Annotated in this window: 13 protein-coding genes; 12 read left to right on the forward strand and 1 reads right to left on the reverse strand. The window is 68.7% G+C overall.

From position 1 onward, the window contains the following. Positions 1 to 72 precede the first annotated feature (72 nt). The 9 genes from nusG (at position 73) to ACG83_RS34270 (ending at position 13,921) form a co-directional block, all read left to right on the forward strand. A complete protein-coding gene (nusG, locus tag ACG83_RS34230) occupies positions 73 to 873 on the forward strand; it encodes a transcription termination/antitermination protein NusG (protein WP_054570418.1) in 801 nt (266 codons plus the stop codon). Positions 874 to 908: 35 nt separating this feature from the next. Further along, a complete protein-coding gene (rplK, locus tag ACG83_RS34235) occupies positions 909 to 1,343 on the forward strand; it encodes a 50S ribosomal protein L11 (protein WP_054570419.1) in 435 nt (144 codons plus the stop codon). A 208-nt stretch (positions 1,344 to 1,551) separates the two neighbouring features. Further along, entirely contained in the window at positions 1,552 to 2,265 is a 714-nt protein-coding gene (gene rplA, locus ACG83_RS34240; protein ID WP_054570420.1) for a 50S ribosomal protein L1, read from the forward strand. A 414-nt stretch (positions 2,266 to 2,679) separates the two neighbouring features. After that, on the forward strand, positions 2,680 to 3,243 hold the full coding sequence (rplJ, locus tag ACG83_RS34245) for a 50S ribosomal protein L10 (protein WP_054570421.1): 564 nt from the start codon (positions 2,680 to 2,682) through the stop codon (positions 3,241 to 3,243). Positions 3,244 to 3,339: 96 nt separating this feature from the next. Beyond that, positions 3,340 to 3,732, forward strand: a complete 393-nt coding sequence (gene rplL / locus ACG83_RS34250; RefSeq protein WP_054570422.1) for a 50S ribosomal protein L7/L12 — start codon at positions 3,340 to 3,342, stop codon at positions 3,730 to 3,732. A 1,842-nt stretch (positions 3,733 to 5,574) separates the two neighbouring features. Then, positions 5,575 to 9,000, forward strand: coding sequence for a DNA-directed RNA polymerase subunit beta (gene rpoB / locus ACG83_RS34255; RefSeq protein WP_054570423.1), 3,426 nt, complete (start codon positions 5,575 to 5,577; stop codon positions 8,998 to 9,000). A gap of 135 nt (positions 9,001 to 9,135) precedes the next feature. Then, positions 9,136 to 13,026 (forward strand): DNA-directed RNA polymerase subunit beta', encoded by a 3,891-nt coding sequence (locus tag ACG83_RS34260; RefSeq protein WP_054570424.1) that lies wholly within the window; start codon positions 9,136 to 9,138, stop codon positions 13,024 to 13,026. A gap of 161 nt (positions 13,027 to 13,187) precedes the next feature. After that, the gene (locus tag ACG83_RS34265) at positions 13,188 to 13,487 is read left to right on the forward strand and encodes a type II toxin-antitoxin system CcdA family antitoxin (protein WP_054570425.1); all 300 of its coding nucleotides are present in this window, start codon (positions 13,188 to 13,190) and stop codon (positions 13,485 to 13,487) included. After that, on the forward strand, positions 13,484 to 13,921 hold the full coding sequence (locus ACG83_RS34270; RefSeq protein WP_054570426.1) for a PIN domain-containing protein: 438 nt from the start codon (positions 13,484 to 13,486) through the stop codon (positions 13,919 to 13,921). Before ACG83_RS34265 ends, ACG83_RS34270 begins: the two co-directional genes overlap by 4 nt. Here the strand turns inward: ACG83_RS34270 and mug are convergent. After that, positions 13,898 to 14,614: a G/U mismatch-specific DNA glycosylase gene (gene mug, locus ACG83_RS34275; RefSeq protein ID WP_083473833.1), complete on the reverse strand. Its 717-nt coding sequence runs from the start codon at positions 14,612 to 14,614 to the stop codon at positions 13,898 to 13,900. The two genes, ACG83_RS34270 and mug, sit on opposite strands and share 24 nt — an antisense overlap. A gap of 1,033 nt (positions 14,615 to 15,647) precedes the next feature. On the opposite strand from mug, the gene rpsL reads away from it, so the two are divergent. The 3 genes from rpsL to fusA are packed head-to-tail and all read left to right on the forward strand — an operon-like array spanning position 15,648 to position 18,595. Further along, entirely contained in the window at positions 15,648 to 16,022 is a 375-nt protein-coding gene (gene rpsL / locus ACG83_RS34280; protein WP_009740532.1) for a 30S ribosomal protein S12, read from the forward strand. Next, positions 16,022 to 16,492, forward strand: coding sequence for a 30S ribosomal protein S7 (rpsG, locus tag ACG83_RS34285; RefSeq protein WP_006539128.1), 471 nt, complete (start codon positions 16,022 to 16,024; stop codon positions 16,490 to 16,492). Before rpsL ends, rpsG begins: the two co-directional genes overlap by 1 nt. 6 nt (positions 16,493 to 16,498) lie before the next feature. Continuing rightward, the gene (gene fusA, locus ACG83_RS34290) at positions 16,499 to 18,595 is read left to right on the forward strand and encodes an elongation factor G (protein WP_054570427.1); all 2,097 of its coding nucleotides are present in this window, start codon (positions 16,499 to 16,501) and stop codon (positions 18,593 to 18,595) included. The last annotated feature ends 40 nt before the right edge of the window (positions 18,596 to 18,635 follow it).

An 18,635-nucleotide genomic window follows, 5' to 3' on the forward strand; every position in this document is an offset into this window, starting at 1 on the left:
TTCGGCGGGTGACGGCCGTCAGCGACAGAACCACCCACCAGTGCATCCGTCCACGAGAAAAGGATCGGCCGCGTGTCCCAGTCTCCCGAGCACGCTTCCTCCGAGCAGGGGGAGGCGCTCGAACGCCTCGACCCCGTCGCGGCGTTCGAACGCGACGAGGTCGCGAGCACGGATGCCGCGGCCGAACCCGACGTGGACGACGCCGAGTCGGTAGACCAGGCCGAGTCGGCCGACCAGGCGGAGGCGGACGTGCCCTCGGCGGCGGAGACGGCCCCGGCCGCCGAGGCCGAGCCGGCGGAGGACGACGCCGACGACCTGCTCCGTGCGCTGGAGGAGGCGCCGGGCGAGTGGTACGTCGTGCACTCCTACGCGGGTTACGAGAACAAGGTCAAGGCCAATCTCGAGACCCGGATCTCCAGCCTCAACATGGAGGACTACATCTTCCAGATCGAGGTGCCCACCGAGGAGGTCCCGGTGGTCAAGAACGGCAAGCGCCAGCTCGTCCTGCAGAAGAAGTACCCCGGCTACATCTACGTCCGGATGGATCTCACCGACCAGTCCTGGTCGGCGGTCCGGAACACGCCGGGTGTGACCGGGTTCGTGGGCCTCACGAACCGGCCTTCGCCGCTGCGCCGCGAAGAGGTGGTCGCCATCCTCGCGCCGGTCGCGCCGAAGGAGAAGAAGGTCGAGACGGTCAAGGCCCAGGAGTTCGAGGTCGGGGAGTCCGTCACGGTCATGGACGGCCCGTTCGCCACCCTGCCTGCCACCATCAGCGAGATCAACCTCGACGCGCAGCGCCTCAAGGTGCTTGTCTCCATCTTCGGTCGGGAGACGCCGGTCGAGCTCCAGTTCAACCAGGTCGCGAAGATCTGATCCGCTCCGTAGAACTCCGGTAGGAAGACGAACAGATGCCTCCCAAGAAGAAGAAGATCACTGCGCTGATCAAGCTCCAGATCAACGCCGGCAAGGCGACCCCGGCCCCGCCGGTCGGCCCGGCCCTCGGCCAGCACGGCGTGAACATCATGGAGTTCTGCAAGCAGTACAACGCGGCCACCGAGTCGCAGGCCGGCAACGTCGTGCCGGTCGAGATCACGGTGTACGACGACCGTTCCTTCACCTTCGTCACCAAGACCCCGCCGGCCGCGCGGCTGATCCTCAAGGCCGCCGGTGTCGACAAGGGCAGCGGCACGCCGCACCGGGTCAAGGTCGCGAAGCTGACGCCGGCCCAGGTCCGTGAGATCGCCCAGACGAAGCTGCCCGACCTGAACGCGAACAGCCTCGAGGCGGCAGAGAAGATCATCGCGGGCACCGCTCGGTCGATGGGTATCACCGTCGGCGAGTGAGCCCCTTCCGTGGTCGCCGTGTGACCACGGAGCTCTACGACCACGGGCGCTGCACAACCACGAACACTGCACGACCACGAACGCGACGCCGCGACGACTCCGTCACGGCCAGTCATGTGGGAGGGCCTGTTCCGTTCCGACCCTGTCCGGGATCACGCCGGGCCCGGTGTCGGGTGGCCAGGACCCGCCAACACCACAGGGAGAGCACATGAAGCGCAGCAAGGCGTACCGCGCCGCGGCTGAGAAGATCGACCGGGCCGCTCTCTACAGCCCGCTCGAGGCCGCGAAGCTGGCCCGCGAGACGTCCTCCACGAAGTACGACGCGACCGTCGAGGTCGCGATCCGTCTCGGTGTGGACCCGCGCAAGGCGGACCAGATGGTCCGCGGCACGGTCAACCTGCCGCACGGCACCGGAAAGTCGCCGCGGGTCGCCGTCTTCGCCGCCGGTGAGAAGGCCGCCGAGGCCACCGCCGCCGGTGCGGATGTCGTCGGCAGCGACGACCTGGTCGCGCGGATCCAGGAGGGCTTCCTCGACTTCGACGCCACGGTCGCCACGCCGGACCAGATGGCGAAGGTCGGCCGGATCGCCCGTATCCTCGGCCCGCGTGGCCTGATGCCCAACCCGAAGACCGGGACGGTCACCCTAGACGTGGCCAAGGTCGTCGGTGACATCAAGGGCGGTAAGATCAACTTCCGGGTCGACAAGCAGGGCAACCTGCACATTGTCATCGGCAAGGTGAGCTTCTCGGAGGCGCAGCTCATCGAGAACTACGGCGTGGCGCTGGACGAGATCGTCCGGGTCAAGCCGTCCGCGGCGAAGGGCCGTTACCTCAAGAAGATCACCTTCGCGACGACGATGGGCCCCGGTATCCCGGTGGACCCGAACCGGACCCGCAACCTCCTGGAGGAGACCCCGGTCTGACCGGGCGTCGCAGACGTCGCGCGTTGACATCGCGCGCGGGCGTCGCGCGCGGACTCCGAAGGGGCACGCACCGTTTTTCGGGCGTGCCCCTTCGTTCGTTCCTGCGCCGATGCCTGCTACCATTGCGAACAGTTCCACACCGAAGACCGCTGGTCGTTCTTCAGCTGTCAGGGTTCCGGTTGTCGCGGGATCCAGGCACTGGAGGCCGAAGGCTCGGATTTCCGAGCGGCCCGCGCAGGTGGCGAACGGGAAGTCGTAACGAAGACCGTCAGGTTCGCTGGTCGTCCACTCCGATGGGCCGCCAGCCTCCCGGGCACAGTCGGATGTTCTTGACGCCCCCGCGCCTCGCTGCGCCGGGGCGTTCGTTGTTTCCAGGGCTTGTCGGCATGGCCGGCCGACACCTGAAGGAGCCCGATGGCGAACTCGGAGAAGACCGCCGCCGTGGCGGAGATCGCCGAGGAGTTCCGTGGTTCGACCGCCGCGGTGCTGACCGAGTATCGCGGCCTCACGGTGAGCCAGCTCACCGAGCTGCGTCGCACCCTCGGCGAGACCACTCGTTACGCGGTGGTCAAGAACACCCTCACCAAGATCGCGGCAGAGCAGGCCGGGGTCTCCGGCCTCGATGACCTGCTCGTCGGCCCGACCGCCGTGGCCTTCGTCGGGGGCGACCCCGTCGAGGCGGCGAAGGGGCTGCGGGACTTCGCCCGCGCCAACCCGGCCCTGATCGTCAAGGGCGGGTTCGTCGAGGGCAAGGCGATGACCGCGGACGAGATCCGCAAGCTCGCCGACCTGGAATCCCGCGAGGTGCTGCTCGCCAAGCTGGCCGGGGCGATGAACGGCTCCCTGGCGAAGGCGGTCGGCCTGTTCGCGGCTCCGCTGTCCCAGGTCGCCCGCCTCGCCGAGGCGCTGCGCGCGCAGCGCGAGGCGACGGCCGGCGCCGAGCCGGCCGCGGCCGAGGCCGCTGCCACCGACGCCTGAGCGATCCCCGCTCACCACGGACCATCCCCCGCACGAAGGCCCGGCTGACCGGGCGCCGGATCACCTGATCGGCATTACCAGGAAGGAACCGCCACCATGGCGAAGCTTTCGACCACCGAGCTTCTCGACGCCTTCAAGGAGATGACTCTCCTCGAGCTCTCCGAGTTCGTGAAGGAGTTCGAGGACACCTTCGGCGTGACCGCTGCCGCTCCGGTCGCCGTCGCGGCCGCGCCGGCTGCCGGTGGCGGCGGCGGCGAGGCTGCCGCGGCCGAGGAGCAGGACGAGTTCGACGTGATCCTCGAGGCCGTCGGCGACAAGAAGATCCAGGTCATCAAGGAGGTCCGCGCGCTCACCAGCCTGGGCCTCAAGGAGGCCAAGGACCTCGTCGACGGCGCGCCGAAGCCCGTCCTCGAGAAGGTTGCCAAGGAGGCCGCTGAGAAGGCCAAGGCGGCTCTCGAGGGCGCTGGCGCCACGGTCACCGTCAAGTAGTTCGCCGGGTGCCGCCAGCGGCACCTGTGGCATCTGAAGCCCCGTCCTGGACTTCTCCAGGGCGGGGCTTCGCCGCGTCCGGTGGTGTGTCTGTGCGGCTGCGGGTCGCCGGCCGGGGCCGGGGGGCCGGGGGCCGGCGTCGTTCCGGCGACCAGTCGATCGCGGAATCGCGCCAGTCAAGATCGGTACGCGGGCGGACGCGGCTGCTGTCGCCACGGGCAGGCGGCAGCCGCAGTGGCGGCCCGAAGCGTTGAGGATTCTGGTCGTTCGCGAGCCTGTCGCAGGCTGGCGCCCATCAAGATCGCTAATCGGTGGGCGGAAAGGTTCGCGCTCCTCGAACGCGGCCGGACCTCCGAGTGCCAGGTAGCCCGGCAGGCCCGGTCCTGGTAGGCCCGGTCCTGGTAGGCCCGGTTTGGCGGGTCGCAGGAGTGAACGGTTCTGGTCGTTCCGACGACCAAGATTCTTCCTTCTTGCGGGTCACCAGGCAGCCCTGCGCCCCTTCTGCGCCTCATGAGGTGAATTGCCGATGCTGTGCGGGAGGCGCGGGATCCTCGATGGGTGCCCGTGCGGGCGGAGTTCGCGTTCCATCGGCGCGGTTCCGCCAGGCCCACGCCGGTAACTCGGATCCGCCGCATCTCAGGATTCTGCTACAGGCTCTCTCGCGGCCAGGATCCTCAAGTCCTGGCCGACGGCAGTGGCCGCGGCGGCGGCAGTAGCGGCAGTAGCGGCAGCTCGAGGAGCTGAGGATCGCCGTCCTGGCGACCGCGATCCTCAGGCCGTACTTGGTCGCGGCGGCGACGCCGACTGGTGGCGGGCGTCAGACGGGCGCCATCGGTGGTAAGACCTATGTGCTGTCCGTCGGTCGGGGCCGGTGCGCAGCGTGACGAGGTGCGGGGGGCTGGCGGCCTGCGGGCGGCCGGGCCGGGAGGCGGACCGCCTGCTCGAATCGCCGTCTTCATGCATGAATGGCCTTTTCACGACGCATGTCCGTATGCGGCGGGCGGGCTCTCGGCGGCGGGCTGACCCCGCCTCCGGGGCCGGCCTCGGCCGGAACTGCCAGTCAGCGCGGGCCCTTGCCCGAGACGATGTTGGCTTCGGGCCCTTGACGAGCTCCCGGGCAACGGAGTTCCATCGTTTTGCGAACCTTCGTCGGGAAGCGGCGCGTGACTTGATCATGTCTCGTCCTTGCCAGCAGTGAAGCCCTCGGCTACACTGCTAGTTTGCGCTGTCTTTCTCGTTACATCGGGCTCGTCGGTAACACGTTCGACATCGGGATCCGGCCCCATCGGGTGATCGGGTTCGCGCTGCGGAGCGGTCCGCGGCTCTCTGGCCCAGTGGCCGAGGGCTCGCCGCCCCAGCGGGTTCGGGTGACGCGAGAGCGGCGTGGCCGTGCCTCGTTCGCGAGCACGGCGGCCCGGCTGTCCGCAACGAGACCCGAACGAGACTTCTCGCCCTTGCACCGACACACCGATCCGAGACCGCCGCGCCGGCGGCGCCTGGGCATTCCAGCGCCTGCCGACCAGACCCGCGGCGGCTTTGTCGTGCCCGGAGCCTTCGCTGGCCCGGATGCCCCGTGGACCTCTGCCCCGGCTGCTCCGCTCGATCCACTTGGCCGGTTCGGCCCGACCGCCCCGTTCGCGCAGGCGTCCGCGGGGGCGGGCATTGCCCGACGGACTGTCGTATCGGCGAAGGAGCCTCTCTCTCGGGATCGTCGCATTGCCGGGGCACCCCCCGCCGATGTTCCGCATAACCGTAGCGAGACACTGATCACCTGACCACCCCCAAACGGATCCTTGACATCCGCGACGCCAGCCCCACGATCAGGCCACCGGAAGGACCACCTTGGCCGCCTCGCGTTCCGCCTCCCGCATCTCGTTCGCCAAGATCATCGAGCCTCTCGAGGTCCCGGATCTTCTCGCCCTGCAGACGCAGTCGTTCGATTGGCTGATCGGTAACGACGCCTGGGCGGAGCGGGTCCAGGAGAGCATCGACGCCGGTAAGGACGACGTTCCCATCACCTCCGGGCTCGAGGAGGTCTTCGAGGAGATCTCCCCGATCGAGGACTTCTCCGGCTCGATGTCCCTGTCCTTCCGGGATCACAGGTTCGAGCCTCCCAAGTACTCCGTCGAGGAGTGCAAGGACAAGGACATGACGTTCTCGGCGCCGTTGTTCGTCACCGCCGAGTTCACCAACAACACCACTGGCGAGATCAAGAGCCAGACGGTGTTCATGGGCGATTTCCCGCTCATGACGCCGAAGGGCACGTTCGTCATCAACGGCACCGAGCGCGTGGTGGTCAGCCAGCTCGTCCGTTCCCCGGGCGTCTACTTCGAGAAGGCGATCGACAAGGCGTCCGACAAGGATCTTTTCTCCTGCAAGATCATCCCCTCGCGGGGGGCCTGGCTCGAGTTCGAGATCGACAAGCGGGACACCGTCGGCGTGCGCATCGACCGCAAGCGCCGCCAGTCGGTCACCGTGCTGCTCAAGGCGCTGGGCTGGGACGAGGCGCGCATCCTGGAGCGGTTCGGCGAGTTCCCGTCGATGCGGGTGACGCTGGAGAAGGACCACACCTCCAGCCAGGACGACGCGCTGCTCGACATCTACCGGAAGCTGCGCCCGGGCGAGCCGCCGACGCGGGAGTCGGCGCAGACCCTGCTGGAGAACCTCTTCTTCAACCCGAAGCGCTACGACCTGGCGAAGGTCGGTCGCTACAAGGTCAACAAGAAGCTGGAGCTCGAGGTCGCGTACGACGTCGGCGTCCTCACCGAGGACGACGTCGTCCGCACGATCGAGTACATCGTCAAGCTGCACGCGGGCCAGGAGCCGGACACCTACGAGGTCGACGACATCGACCACTTCGGTAACCGGCGTCTGCGCACCGTCGGCGAGCTCATCCAGAACCAGGTCCGCCTGGGCCTCGCCCGGATGGAGCGCGTCGTGCGCGAGCGCATGACGACCCAGGACGTCGAGGCGATCACGCCGCAGACCCTGATCAACATCCGGCCGGTCGTCGCCTCCATCAAGGAGTTCTTCGGCACCAGCCAGCTGTCCCAGTTCATGGACCAGACCAACCCGCTGGCCGGCCTGACCCACAAGCGCCGTCTGTCGGCGCTGGGCCCCGGCGGTCTGTCCCGGGAGCGGGCCGGCTTCGAGGTCCGTGACGTGCACCCCAGCCACTACGGCCGGATGTGCCCGATCGAGACGCCGGAAGGCCCGAACATCGGTCTGATCGGCTCGCTGTCGACGTTCGCGCGGGTCAACCCGTTCGGCTTCGTCGAGACCCCGTACCGCAAGGTGGAGAACGGCCGGGTCACCGGCCAGATCGACTACCTGACCGCGGACGAGGAGGACCGGCACGTCAAGGCGCAGGCGAACACCCCGCTGAACGCGGACGGCTCGTTCGCCGAGGAGCGCGTCCTGGTCCGCCGTAAGGGCGGTGAGGTCGAGTTCATCCCGCCGGACGAGGTCGACTACATGGACGTCTCGCCGCGCCAGATGGTGTCGGTGGCGACGGCCATGATCCCGTTCCTCGAGCACGACGACGCCAACCGCGCCCTGATGGGCTCGAACATGCAGCGCCAGTCGGTTCCGCTGCTGCGTTCGGAGTCCCCGCTGGTCGGGACCGGCATGGAGGCCCGCGCGGCCAAGGACGCCGGTGACGTCGTCGTCTGCGCGCAGTCCGGTGTGGTCGAGGACCTGTCGGCCGACTACATCACCGTCATGCACGACGACGGCACCCGGCGCACCTACCGGCTGGCGAAGTTCCGCCGGTCGAACCAGGGCACCTGCATCAACCAGAAGCCGATCGTCTTCGAGGGGGACCGGGTCGAGGCCGGCCAGGTCATCGCGGACGGTCCGTGCACCGACAACGGCGAGATGGCGCTGGGCAAGAACCTGCTCGTCGCCTTCATGCCGTGGGAGGGGCACAACTACGAGGACGCGATCATCCTCTCCCAGCGCCTCGTCCAGGACGACGTCCTCTCCTCGATCCACATCGAGGAGCACGAGGTCGACGCCCGGGACACCAAGCTGGGCCCGGAGGAGATCACCCGGGACATCCCGAACGTGGCCGAGGAGGTCCTGGCGGACCTCGACGAGCGCGGCATCATCCGGATCGGTGCCGAGGTCTCGCCCGGTGACGTGCTGGTCGGCAAGGTCACCCCGAAGGGTGAGACCGAGCTGACCCCGGAGGAGCGCCTGCTGCGCGCGATCTTCGGTGAGAAGGCGCGGGAGGTCCGTGACACCTCGCTGAAGGTGCCGCACGGCGAGTCCGGCAAGGTCATCGGCGTCCGGGTGTTCTCCCGGGAGGACGGCGACGAGCTGCCGCCGGGTGTGAACGAGCTGGTCCGCGTCTACGTGGCCCAGAAGCGGAAGATCACCGATGGTGACAAGCTCGCCGGCCGCCACGGCAACAAGGGTGTCATCGCCAAGATCCTGCCCGTCGAGGACATGCCCTTCCTCTCCGACGGCACCGCGGTCGACGTCGTCCTGAACCCGCACGGCGTGCCGCGGCGTATGAACATCGGCCAGATCCTGGAGACCCACCTCGGGTGGGTGGCCAAGACAGGGTGGCAGGTCGACTCCGGCTCCGAGGACTGGAAGGAGCGCCTGCGCGGTATCGGCGCCGACGCCGCCCCGCCCGGAACGAACGTGGCGACGCCGGTCTTCGACGGCGCCCGCGAGGAGGAGATCACCGGCCTGCTCGACGCCACCCTGCCGAACCGGGACGGTACGCAGCTCATCGGCTCCTCGGGCAAGGCCGAGCTGTTCGACGGCCGCACGGGGGAGCCCTACCCGTACCCGGTGGCGGTCGGCTACATCTACATCCTCAAGCTCCTGCACCTGGTCGACGACAAGATCCACGCCCGGTCGACCGGCCCCTACTCGATGATCACGCAGCAGCCGCTCGGTGGTAAGGCGCAGTTCGGTGGCCAGCGGTTCGGCGAGATGGAGGTGTGGGCGTTGGAGGCGTACGGCGCCGCCTACGCCCTGCAGGAACTGCTGACGATCAAGTCCGACGACGTCGTGGGCCGCGTCAAGGTCTACGAGGCCATCGTCAAGGGCGAGAACATCCCGGAACCCGGTATCCCGGAGTCGTTCAAGGTCCTCATCAAGGAGATGCAGTCGCTGTGCCTCAACGTCGAGGTGCTGTCCAGCGACGGTGTCTCGATCGAGATGCGGGACACCGACGAGGACGTCTTCCGCGCGGCGGAGGAGCTCGGTATCGATCTGTCGCGGCGTGAGCCGAGCAGCGTCGAGGAGGTCTGACGTGACGGGGGGCCTGGTCTAGCCAGGCCAGGCCCCCGACCCCGTCCACTCGTGCCACCCGGCGCGGCACCCACCGGTGCCTGACCGGGGGCCCCGGCAGCGTCCCGACTGAGAAAGAGAGAGCAGGCGACAGTCTTGCTGGACGTCAACTTCTTCGACGAGCTGCGCATCGGTCTGGCCACCGCGGACGACATCCGCCAGTGGTCGTTCGGTGAGGTCAAGAAGCCGGAGACGATCAACTACCGCACCCTCAAGCCGGAGAAGGACGGGCTCTTCTGCGAGAAGATCTTCGGTCCGACCCGGGACTGGGAGTGCTACTGCGGGAAGTACAAGCGGGTCCGGTTCAAGGGCATCATCTGTGAGCGCTGTGGCGTCGAGGTAACCCGCGCCAAGGTGCGTCGTGAGCGGATGGGCCACATCGAGCTCGCCGCCCCGGTGACCCACATCTGGTACTTCAAGGGTGTGCCGAGCCGTCTCGGCTACCTGCTGGACCTGGCGCCGAAGGACCTGGAAAAGGTCATCTACTTCGCCGCCTACATGATCACCAAGGTCGACGCCGACGGTCGGCACCGCGACCTGCCGACTCTCGAGGCCCGTATCGGCGTCGAGAAGCAGCAGCTCGAGGACAAGAAGAACGCCGACGTCGAGACCCGCCAGCGCAAGCTGGAGGAGGACCTCGCGCAGCTGGAGGCCGAAGGGGCCAAGGGCGACGCGCGCCGCAAGGTCCGCGAGTCGGCCGAGCGCGAGATGCGCCAGATCCGGGACCGTTCGCAGCGCAAGATCGACGACCTCGAGCGGGTCTTCGAGCGCTTCAAGAACATGAAGGTCCAGGACCTGGAACCGGACGAGCTGCTCTACCGCGAGCTGCGCGACCGGTTCGGCCAGTACTTCGAGGGCGGCATGGGCGCCGAGGCGCTGCAGCGCCGGCTCTCCGAGTTCGACCTGGCCTCCGAGGCGGAGTCGCTGCGCGAGACCATCCGCAGCGGCAAGGGGCAGAAGAAGGCCCGCGCGCTCAAGCGGCTCAAGGTCGTGTCGGCGTTCCTCAACACCCGCAACTCCCCGATGGGGATGGTGCTGGACTGCGTCCCGGTCATCCCGCCGGACCTGCGCCCGATGGTGCAGCTCGACGGTGGCCGGTTCGCGACGTCCGACCTGAACGACCTGTACCGCCGGGTCATCAACCGGAACAACCGGCTGAAGCGGCTGCTCGACCTCGGCGCGCCCGAGATCATCGTCAACAACGAGAAGCGGATGCTGCAGGAGGCCGTCGACGCGCTGTTCGACAACGGCCGCCGCGGCCGGCCCGTCACCGGGCCCGGCAACCGTCCGCTCAAGTCGCTGTCCGACATGCTCAAGGGCAAGCAGGGCCGGTTCCGCCAGAACCTGCTCGGCAAGCGGGTCGACTACTCCGGCCGTTCGGTCATCGTCGTCGGCCCGCAGCTGAAGCTGCACCAGTGCGGCCTGCCCAAGCAGATGGCGCTGGAGCTGTTCAAGCCGTTCGTGATGAAGCGGCTGGTCGACCTCAACCACGCGCAGAACATCAAGTCGGCGAAGCGCATGGTCGAGCGGGCCCGCCCCGTCGTGTGGGACGTGCTCGAAGAGGTCATCACCGAGCACCCCGTGCTGCTCAACCGGGCGCCGACCCTGCACCGGCTCGGCATCCAGGCGTTCGAGCCGCAGCTGGTCGAGGGCAAGGCGATCCAGATCCACCCGCTGGTCTGCACCGCCTTCAACGCCGACTTCGACGGTGACCAGATGGCGGTGCACCTGCCGCTGTTCGCCGAGGCGCAGGCCGAGGCGCGGATCCTGATGCTGTCGAGCAACAACATCCTGTCGCCGGCGTCGGGACGTCCGCTGGCCATGCCCAGCCTCGACATGGTCACCGGGGTGTTCCACCTGTCCCGGATGGCTGACGGCGCGCTCGGCGAGGGCCGGTACTTCTCCGGCGTGGCCGAGGCGCAGATGGCCTTCGACGCGCGTGAGATCCAGCTGCAGGCCCGCATCCAGGTGCGGCTGCGGGAGAGCACGCCGCCGACCGACTGGGTGCCGCCGGCGGACTGGTTGCCGGGTGACCCGTTCACCCTGGAGACCACGTTCGGGCGCTGCCTGCTCAACGAGGCGCTGCCGGAGGGCTACCCCTTCATCAACGCCCAGCTGAACAAGAAGGCACAGGCCGCGATCGTCAACGACCTGGCCGAGCGGTACCCGAAGATCCAGGTGGCGGCGACGCTGGACGCCCTCAAGAGCGCCGGCTTCTACTGGGCCACCCGGTCCGGTGTGACGGTCGCGATCGAGGACGTCATCGCCCCGCCGAACAAGGGCGAGATCCTCGACGAGTACGAGCAGCGGGCCGACCGGGTGCAGAAGCAGTTCGACCGCGGTTTCCTCTCCGACGAGGAGCGCCGCAGCGAGCTGGTCCAGATCTGGACCGAGGCGACGAACAAGATCGCCGAGGCCATGGAGGCGAACTTCCCGGAGACCAACCCGGTCTACACGCTGGTCAACTCCGGGGCCGCCGGAAACATGATGCAGATCCGGCAGCTCGCCGGCATGCGTGGCCTGGTCTCCAACCCCAAGGGTGAGATCATCCCGCGGCCGATCAAGGCGAACTTCCGCGAGGGCCTCACCGTGCTCGAGTACTTCATCTCGACGCACGGTGCCCGTAAGGGTCTCGCGGACACCGCCCTGCGGACCGCCGACTCCGGCTACCTGACCCGTCGTCTGGTCGACGTCAGCCAGGACGTCATCGTGCGCGATGACGACTGTGGCACCGAGCGTGGCATCCTCACCCGGATCGCGCGCAAGGGCCCGGACGGAACGCTGGTGCGCGACCGTTACGCGGAGACCTCCGCGTACGCCCGCACGCTGGCCTCCGACGCCGTCGACGCCCAGGGCGAGGTCGTCGTCCCGGCCGGGGCCGACGCGGGTGACGTGGTCATCGGCCAGATCATCGAGGCCGGCATCGAGACGGTGCGGGTGCGCTCGGCGCTCACCTGCGAGTCGCGGATGGGCGTCTGCGCGCAGTGCTACGGCCGCTCGCTGGCCACCGGCAAGCTGGTGGACGTCGGTGAGGCCGTCGGTATCGTCGCGGCCCAGTCGATCGGTGAGCCGGGTACGCAGCTGACGATGCGTACCTTCCACTCGGGTGGTGTCGCCGGTGACGACATCACCCAGGGTCTGCCCCGAGTCGTCGAGCTGTTCGAGGCCCGTAGCCCCAAGGGCAAGGCCCCGATCAGCGAGGTGGTCGGCCGGGTCAAGATCGAGGAGACGGAGAAGACCTTCAAGGTCGTCATCGTCCCCGACGACGGCAGCGAGGAGATCGCCTACCCGGTGTCCCGCCGCTCCCGGCTGCGGGTGCGGGAGGGCGAGCGGGTCGATGTCGGCGCCCAGCTCATCGACGGTGCCGTCGACCCGCACGAGGTGCTGCGCATCCTCGGCCCGCGCCAGGTGCAGCTGCACCTGGTCGACCAGGTGCAGGAGGTGTACCGGTCGCAGGGTGTGTCGATCCACGACAAGCACATCGAGATCATCATCCGCCAGATGCTCAAGCGGGTGAACGTGCTGGAGTCGGGGGAGACCGCGCTGCTGCCCGGCGAGCTCGTCGAGCGGGCCCGGTTCGAGAGCGAGAACCGCCGCGTGGTGGAGACCGGCGGTCAGCCGGCCTCGGCCCGTCCGGTGCTCATGGGTATCACCAAGGCGTCGCTGGCCACCGAGTCGTGGCTGTCGGCGGCCTCCTTCCAGGAGACCACCCGGGTGCTCACCGACGCGGCGATCAACGCCCGTTCGGACTCGTTGGTCGGCCTCAAGGAGAACGTCATCATCGGAAAGCTCATCCCGGCGGGTACCGGTATCTCCCGGTACCGCAACATCCGGGTGGAGCCGACCGACGAGGCGCGTGCGGCGATGTACTCCGTCAGCGGCTACGACGACGGCGGCTCGGTCGAGTACGGCGCGTTCGGTGCCGGCTCCGGCCAGGCCGTCCCGCTGGACGAGTTCGACTACCGCAGCTCCGGCGACTACCGCTGATCCGCTCCGGGCGGGCTGACCAGCCCGCCCGGCCGGTGTGACGGCGGCCCGGCCCGGCAGGCCCACATCAGGTGGGCCTGCCGGGCCTTTCGCGTTCCTGGGCGTGTCAAGGGGCGTGCGCTCGGGGTGGGATCACAGTAGGATCACAGTAGGATTGATCCATGACGGTGGCGGTGTTGGAAATGAGCAGGCTCCAGCCAGGCGTCTCCGGCTCGTCGGCCAAGCGCAAGGTCTCGATCACGCTGGACGCGGACCTCGTCGCCGAGCTGGAGGCCACCGGGGAGAACCTCTCGGCACAGGTCAACCTGGCGCTGCGGGACGAACTGCACCGGCGGCGGCGTCAGCGGGCCCTGGCGGCCCTCGTCGACCGCCTCGACGCCGAGGCGCCCGAGCGTGATCCGGCGGCGGACGAGCGGGAGACCGAGGGCTACATGCGGCTGCTCGGGGGTCCGTCGGCGTGAGGCTCGTGCTGGACGCGGAGGCGGTCAACGCGCTGCTCCAGCGCGACCACCGCAGCCGTGCTCAGGTCCGGAACTGGCTGCGGGCGGCGGCGCGGCTCGACCGCGACGTCGTCGTGCCCTCCGCTGTCCTCGCCGAGCTCTACCGCGGCGCGGGCCGCAGCGCCGCGGTGGACGCCCTGCTCGCCCGGGATGCCGAGGCGCTGTGCCTGCGCGACACCGACCGCTCGATGGCCCGGCTCGTCGGCGCGGTGCTGGCCCAGGCCGGGCTCGGTTCCCGGTATCTCGCCGACGCGCACGCGGTGGCCGCCGCTGTCGAGGCCGGTGGTGGTGTGATCCTCACCGGCGACGCGTCGGATCTCGGCCGGCTGGCCGATCCCTATCCCACCGTCACGGTGGAGAGCCTCGGCGGCTCAGCCGGGCGGGAGCGGGCCTGACCCGCTCACCGCCTCGCGCAGCTCGCCGTAGACGCGCACCAGGTCCGGGAGCTGATAGTGGGCGTTGAGGCCGCTGGGATTCGGCAGCAGCCATACGCCGGCCGGGCCGAGGCGCTCCGCCTGCCGGCCCACCTTCGCCGCCCGCCGGCCGAAGCCGACGCGGTAGGCGGCCAGCCCCAGGAATGCCACCCACTCCGGCTGGACCCGTTCCACCAGCGCGGTGAGGGTTGCCACGCCCGCCCGCACCTCGCCGTCGTCGATCTCGTCGGCACGCGCCGTGGCCCGGTGCACCAGATTGGTGATGCCGATGCCGCAGCCCCGCAGTTCGTCGGTCTCCGATGGATGCAGCCGTCTGGGGGTGAAGCCGGCCAGGTGCAGGACCGGCCACAGTCGATTGCTCGGCGTCCCGAAATGGAATCCGGTCGCTCCGGACTCCAGCGACGGGTTGATGCCGCACAGCAGCACCCGGGTCTCGGGGCCGACGAGGTCGGGGACGGTCCTGCCGTAGGCGGCGAGCACCTCCGCACGGCTGGGCCGGGCCGGCAGCTCCCGCTGGCGGGTTGCCGTGCCGGCCGTGTCGCCTGCGCCGCCTGTGCCGGCCGTGTCGCCTGTGCCGCCTGTGCGGGCCGCGCCGGGCGTCGGGGCGGCGGTCGGTGGCTCGGAGGCGGCGGGAAACGACGGAGAACTGCGCACGGTGCCATCCTTCACCTCGGCGCCGCCCAGCCATCCGACGGGCCGGGCGAAGGACCGGGGATCGCGGTTACAAGAAATGGCTCCGCGCCGTAGCCGCCGCTGGCTGCCGCCGCTGTTACGCGGCCGCCGCCAGGCAGGAGTCGAGGATTTCGGCTGTTCTGAGGTCCGCACGGCCGTCGTCCGTCATCGGTTCCACCGAGCCTTTCAGCGCTGGCCGGCCGGGTCTGGTTCCGGTGTCCAGGCCGGCCGGGGCTCTGCGGGCGAGGAATCGGCCGCTCCGGCGAGTCACGGCTGACAGGGGCGTCCTGGGGTGGATCGGGCGGCTCGGCATGGACCGGGGCGGCTTGGGTGAGCTGGGCAGCCGTGGCGAGTCGCGACGAGAACCACGAGTCATCGGCCCGTCGGCAACGACCGGGATGACCACCGGCGACGGCCGGGACGAGCAGTGCCGGTCGCAAACATTCCAACAACACTCGCGGGCAACACGGCAGAAAGACACCGGTAGCGCACCGATGATCGGACCCGTCGGTGTGGGCCTTGCGGTGGACGGAGAAGCCGCAGGCCAGGGCATCGGTTGCCCGATCCCGGGTGTCGTGGTCGTCGGCTGATACCCCGTTCGACACTTGACGCGGGCGTGGAGTAATGTTGGTGCCTGTGGCTGGAGCCCACGTGGCTCTGGCGTGTGTCCTGCGCCCTGTCGTGGCGCCGTGGCGCCGAGAACCAGCCGCTAGGTTCCTGCTGGACTGAGGTCCGCATGAACCGGGCGGCCAGGTGATCAGGCAGCCGTCGGTGACTGTCAGGTTCGGGCCGACTGGCAGTCGGGTGGGCGCGCTCCTTCTGGGACAGTTCGGATCATCCGAATCGTTCGGAAGGTGCGACACGCCCGACCGCGTGGGTCGGCAGAGGGGCACACCGGCGCTCACACTCCGTGCCAGACGGCCAGGAGCGGCACCGTTACACAGCAGGCAGACAGGCCGGCCATCCGGGATGGCTGCCGACGAGTACGACGAGGCACGAAGGAACGGGAGCGGCGTTGCCCACGATCCAGCAGTTGGTCCGCAAGGGCCGGCAGGACAAGGTCGAGAAGACCAAGACCCCGGCACTCAAGGGGAGCCCGCAGCGTCGTGGCGTGTGCACCCGCGTCTACACGACCACGCCCAAGAAGCCGAACTCGGCGCTGCGCAAGGTCGCTCGAGTCCGGCTGAACAGCGGGATCGAGGTCACCGCCTACATCCCCGGGGTTGGTCACAACCTGCAGGAGCACTCGATCGTCCTGGTGCGCGGTGGCCGAGTGAAGGACCTTCCGGGCGTTCGCTACAAGATTGTCCGTGGCGCTCTCGACACGCAGGGCGTCCGTAACCGGAAGCAGGCTCGCAGCCGCTACGGCGCGAAGAAGGAGAAGGGCTGATGCCGCGCAAGGGGCCCGCGCCCAAGCACGCCGTCGTTGTCGACCCGGTCTACGGCTCGCCGCTGGTGACCGCTCTGGTCAACAAGGTGCTGCTGAGCGGCAAGAAGTCGGTGGCGGAGCGCATCGTCTACGGCGCGCTCGAGGGCGCCAAGAACAAGACCGGCAACGACCCGGTCGTCACGCTCAAGCGCGCGTTGGACAACGTCAAGCCCACCCTTGAGGTGCGCAGCCGCCGAGTCGGTGGCGCCACCTACCAGGTGCCGGTCGAGGTTCGCGCGGGCCGCAGCACCACGCTGGCTCTGCGCTGGATCGTCGGGTACGCCCGTGGCCGTCGTGAGAAGACGATGACCGAGCGTCTGATGAACGAGCTGATCGACGCGAGCAACGGCCTCGGCGCGAGCGTGAAGCGCCGGGAGGACACCCACAAGATGGCGGAGTCCAACAAGGCCTTCGCCCACTACCGCTGGTAAGCCATCATGTCTGCTGACGTACGTGCCGCGCTGGCCGCGACCCGCAACATCGGGATCATGGCCCACATCGACGCGGGCAAGACCACGACCACCGAGCGGATCCTCTACTACACCGGTGTGAACTACAAGATCGGTGAAGTCCACGAGGGTGGCGCCACGATGGACTGGATGGAGCAGGAGCAGGAGCGGGGGATCACCATCACCTCCGCCGCCACCACCTGCTCGTGGCGCGATCACACCATCAACATCATTGACACTCCGGGCCACGTCGACTTCACCGTCGAGGTGGAGCGGTCGCTGCGGGTCCTCGACGGTGCGGTCGCCGTGTTCGACGCCGTCGCCGGCGTCGAGCCGCAGAGCGAGACGGTGTGGAAGCAGGCCGACCGCTACGACGTCCCGCGGATCGCGTTCGTCAACAAGATGGACCGGGTCGGCGCCGAGTTCCACCGCTGCGTCGACATGATGATCGACCGGCTGGACGCGACGCCCGCCGTCATCCAGCTGCCCTGGGGTGTCGAGGCCGACTTCCGCGGCGTGATCGACCTGATCCGCATGAAGGGCCTGCTCTGGCACACCGAGGACAAGGGCGCCTCGTACGAGACGGTCGACATCCCCGAAGACCACGCCGAAGCCGCGCAGGAATGGCGGGAGAAGCTGGTCGAGACCGTCTCCGAGAACGACGACGAGCTCATGGAGCTCTACCTCGAGGGCGTCGAGCCCACCGAGGAGCAGCTCATGGCGGCGCTGCGGCGGGCGACCGTCAGCAGCAAGATCAACCCTGTGCTCTGCGGTTCCGCGTTCAAGAACAAGGGCGTCCAGCCCATGCTCGACGCGGTCATCGACTTCCTGCCCTCGCCGACCGACATCGGCTCGGTCACCGGCCACTCGGTCGGTAACGAGGACACCGAGGTCGTCCGCAAGGCCGACGAGAGCGAGCCGTTCTCCGCTCTCGCCTTCAAGATCATGTCGGACCCGTACGTCGGCAAGCTGACCTACATCCGGGTGTACTCCGGCAAGATCAGTGGTGGTTCCGCGGTCCTGAACTCGACCAAGGACCGCAAGGAGCGGATCGGCCGCATCCTCCAGATGCACGCCAACCACCGGGAGGACCGCGAGGGCGCGGGCGCCGGCCAGATCGTCGCCGTGGTGGGCCTGAAGAACACCACCACCGGTGACACGCTGTGCGACCCGAACTCGCCGGTCATCCTCGAGTCGATGATCTTCCCTGCCCCGGTCATCGACGTCGCCATCGAGCCGAAGACCAAGGCCGACCAGCAGAAGCTGGGCACCGCGATCCAGCGTCTCGCCGAAGAGGACCCGACCTTCCAGGTCCGCACCGACGAGGAGACCGGCCAGACGGTCATCGCCGGGATGGGCGAGCTGCACCTCGACGTCCTGGTCGACCGGATGCGCCGCGAGTTCGGTGTCGAGGCCAACGTCGGTAAGCCGCAGGTGGCCTACCGGGAGACCATCCGCCGCAAGGTGGAGAAGGTCGACTACACCCACAAGAAGCAGACGGGTGGCTCCGGTCAGTACGCCCGCGTGATCATCGACCTCGAGCCTTCCGGCGGCGACGGCGGCGGTTACGAGTTCTCGAACAAGGTCACCGGCGGTCGCATCCCCAAGGAGTTCATCCCCTCGGTGGACGCCGGCTGCCAGGAGGCCATGGAGTTCGGCGTCCTGGCCGGCTACCCGCTGGTGGACGTCAAGGTCACCCTGCGGGACGGTCAGTTCCACGAGGTGGACTCCTCGGAGCTCGCCTTCAAGATCGCCGGCTCGATGGCCTTCAAGGACGCGGCGCGCAAGGCTGACCCGGTCATCCTCGAGCCGCTGATGTCGGTCGAGGTCACGACACCCGAGGACCATATGGGTGACGTGATCGGCGACCTGAACTCACGCCGTGGGCAGATCCAGGCGATGGACGAGCGAGGCGGTTCCCGCATCGTCAAGGCCCTGGTCCCGCTCTCGGAGATGTTCGGGTACGTCGGCGACCTGCGTTCGAAGACCTCCGGTCGGGCGAGTTACTCGATGCAGTTCGACTCCTATGCCGAGGTTCCCGCGAACGTCGCCAAGGAGATCATCGCGAAGGCAAGGGGCGAGTAGTCAGGCCTTCCAAGCGGGCCCCGTGCCGGCACCACTGACG

This window comes from Frankia sp. R43 (assembly GCF_001306465.1).
GTDB lineage: Bacteria > Actinomycetota > Actinomycetes > Frankiales > Frankiaceae > Parafrankia > Parafrankia irregularis.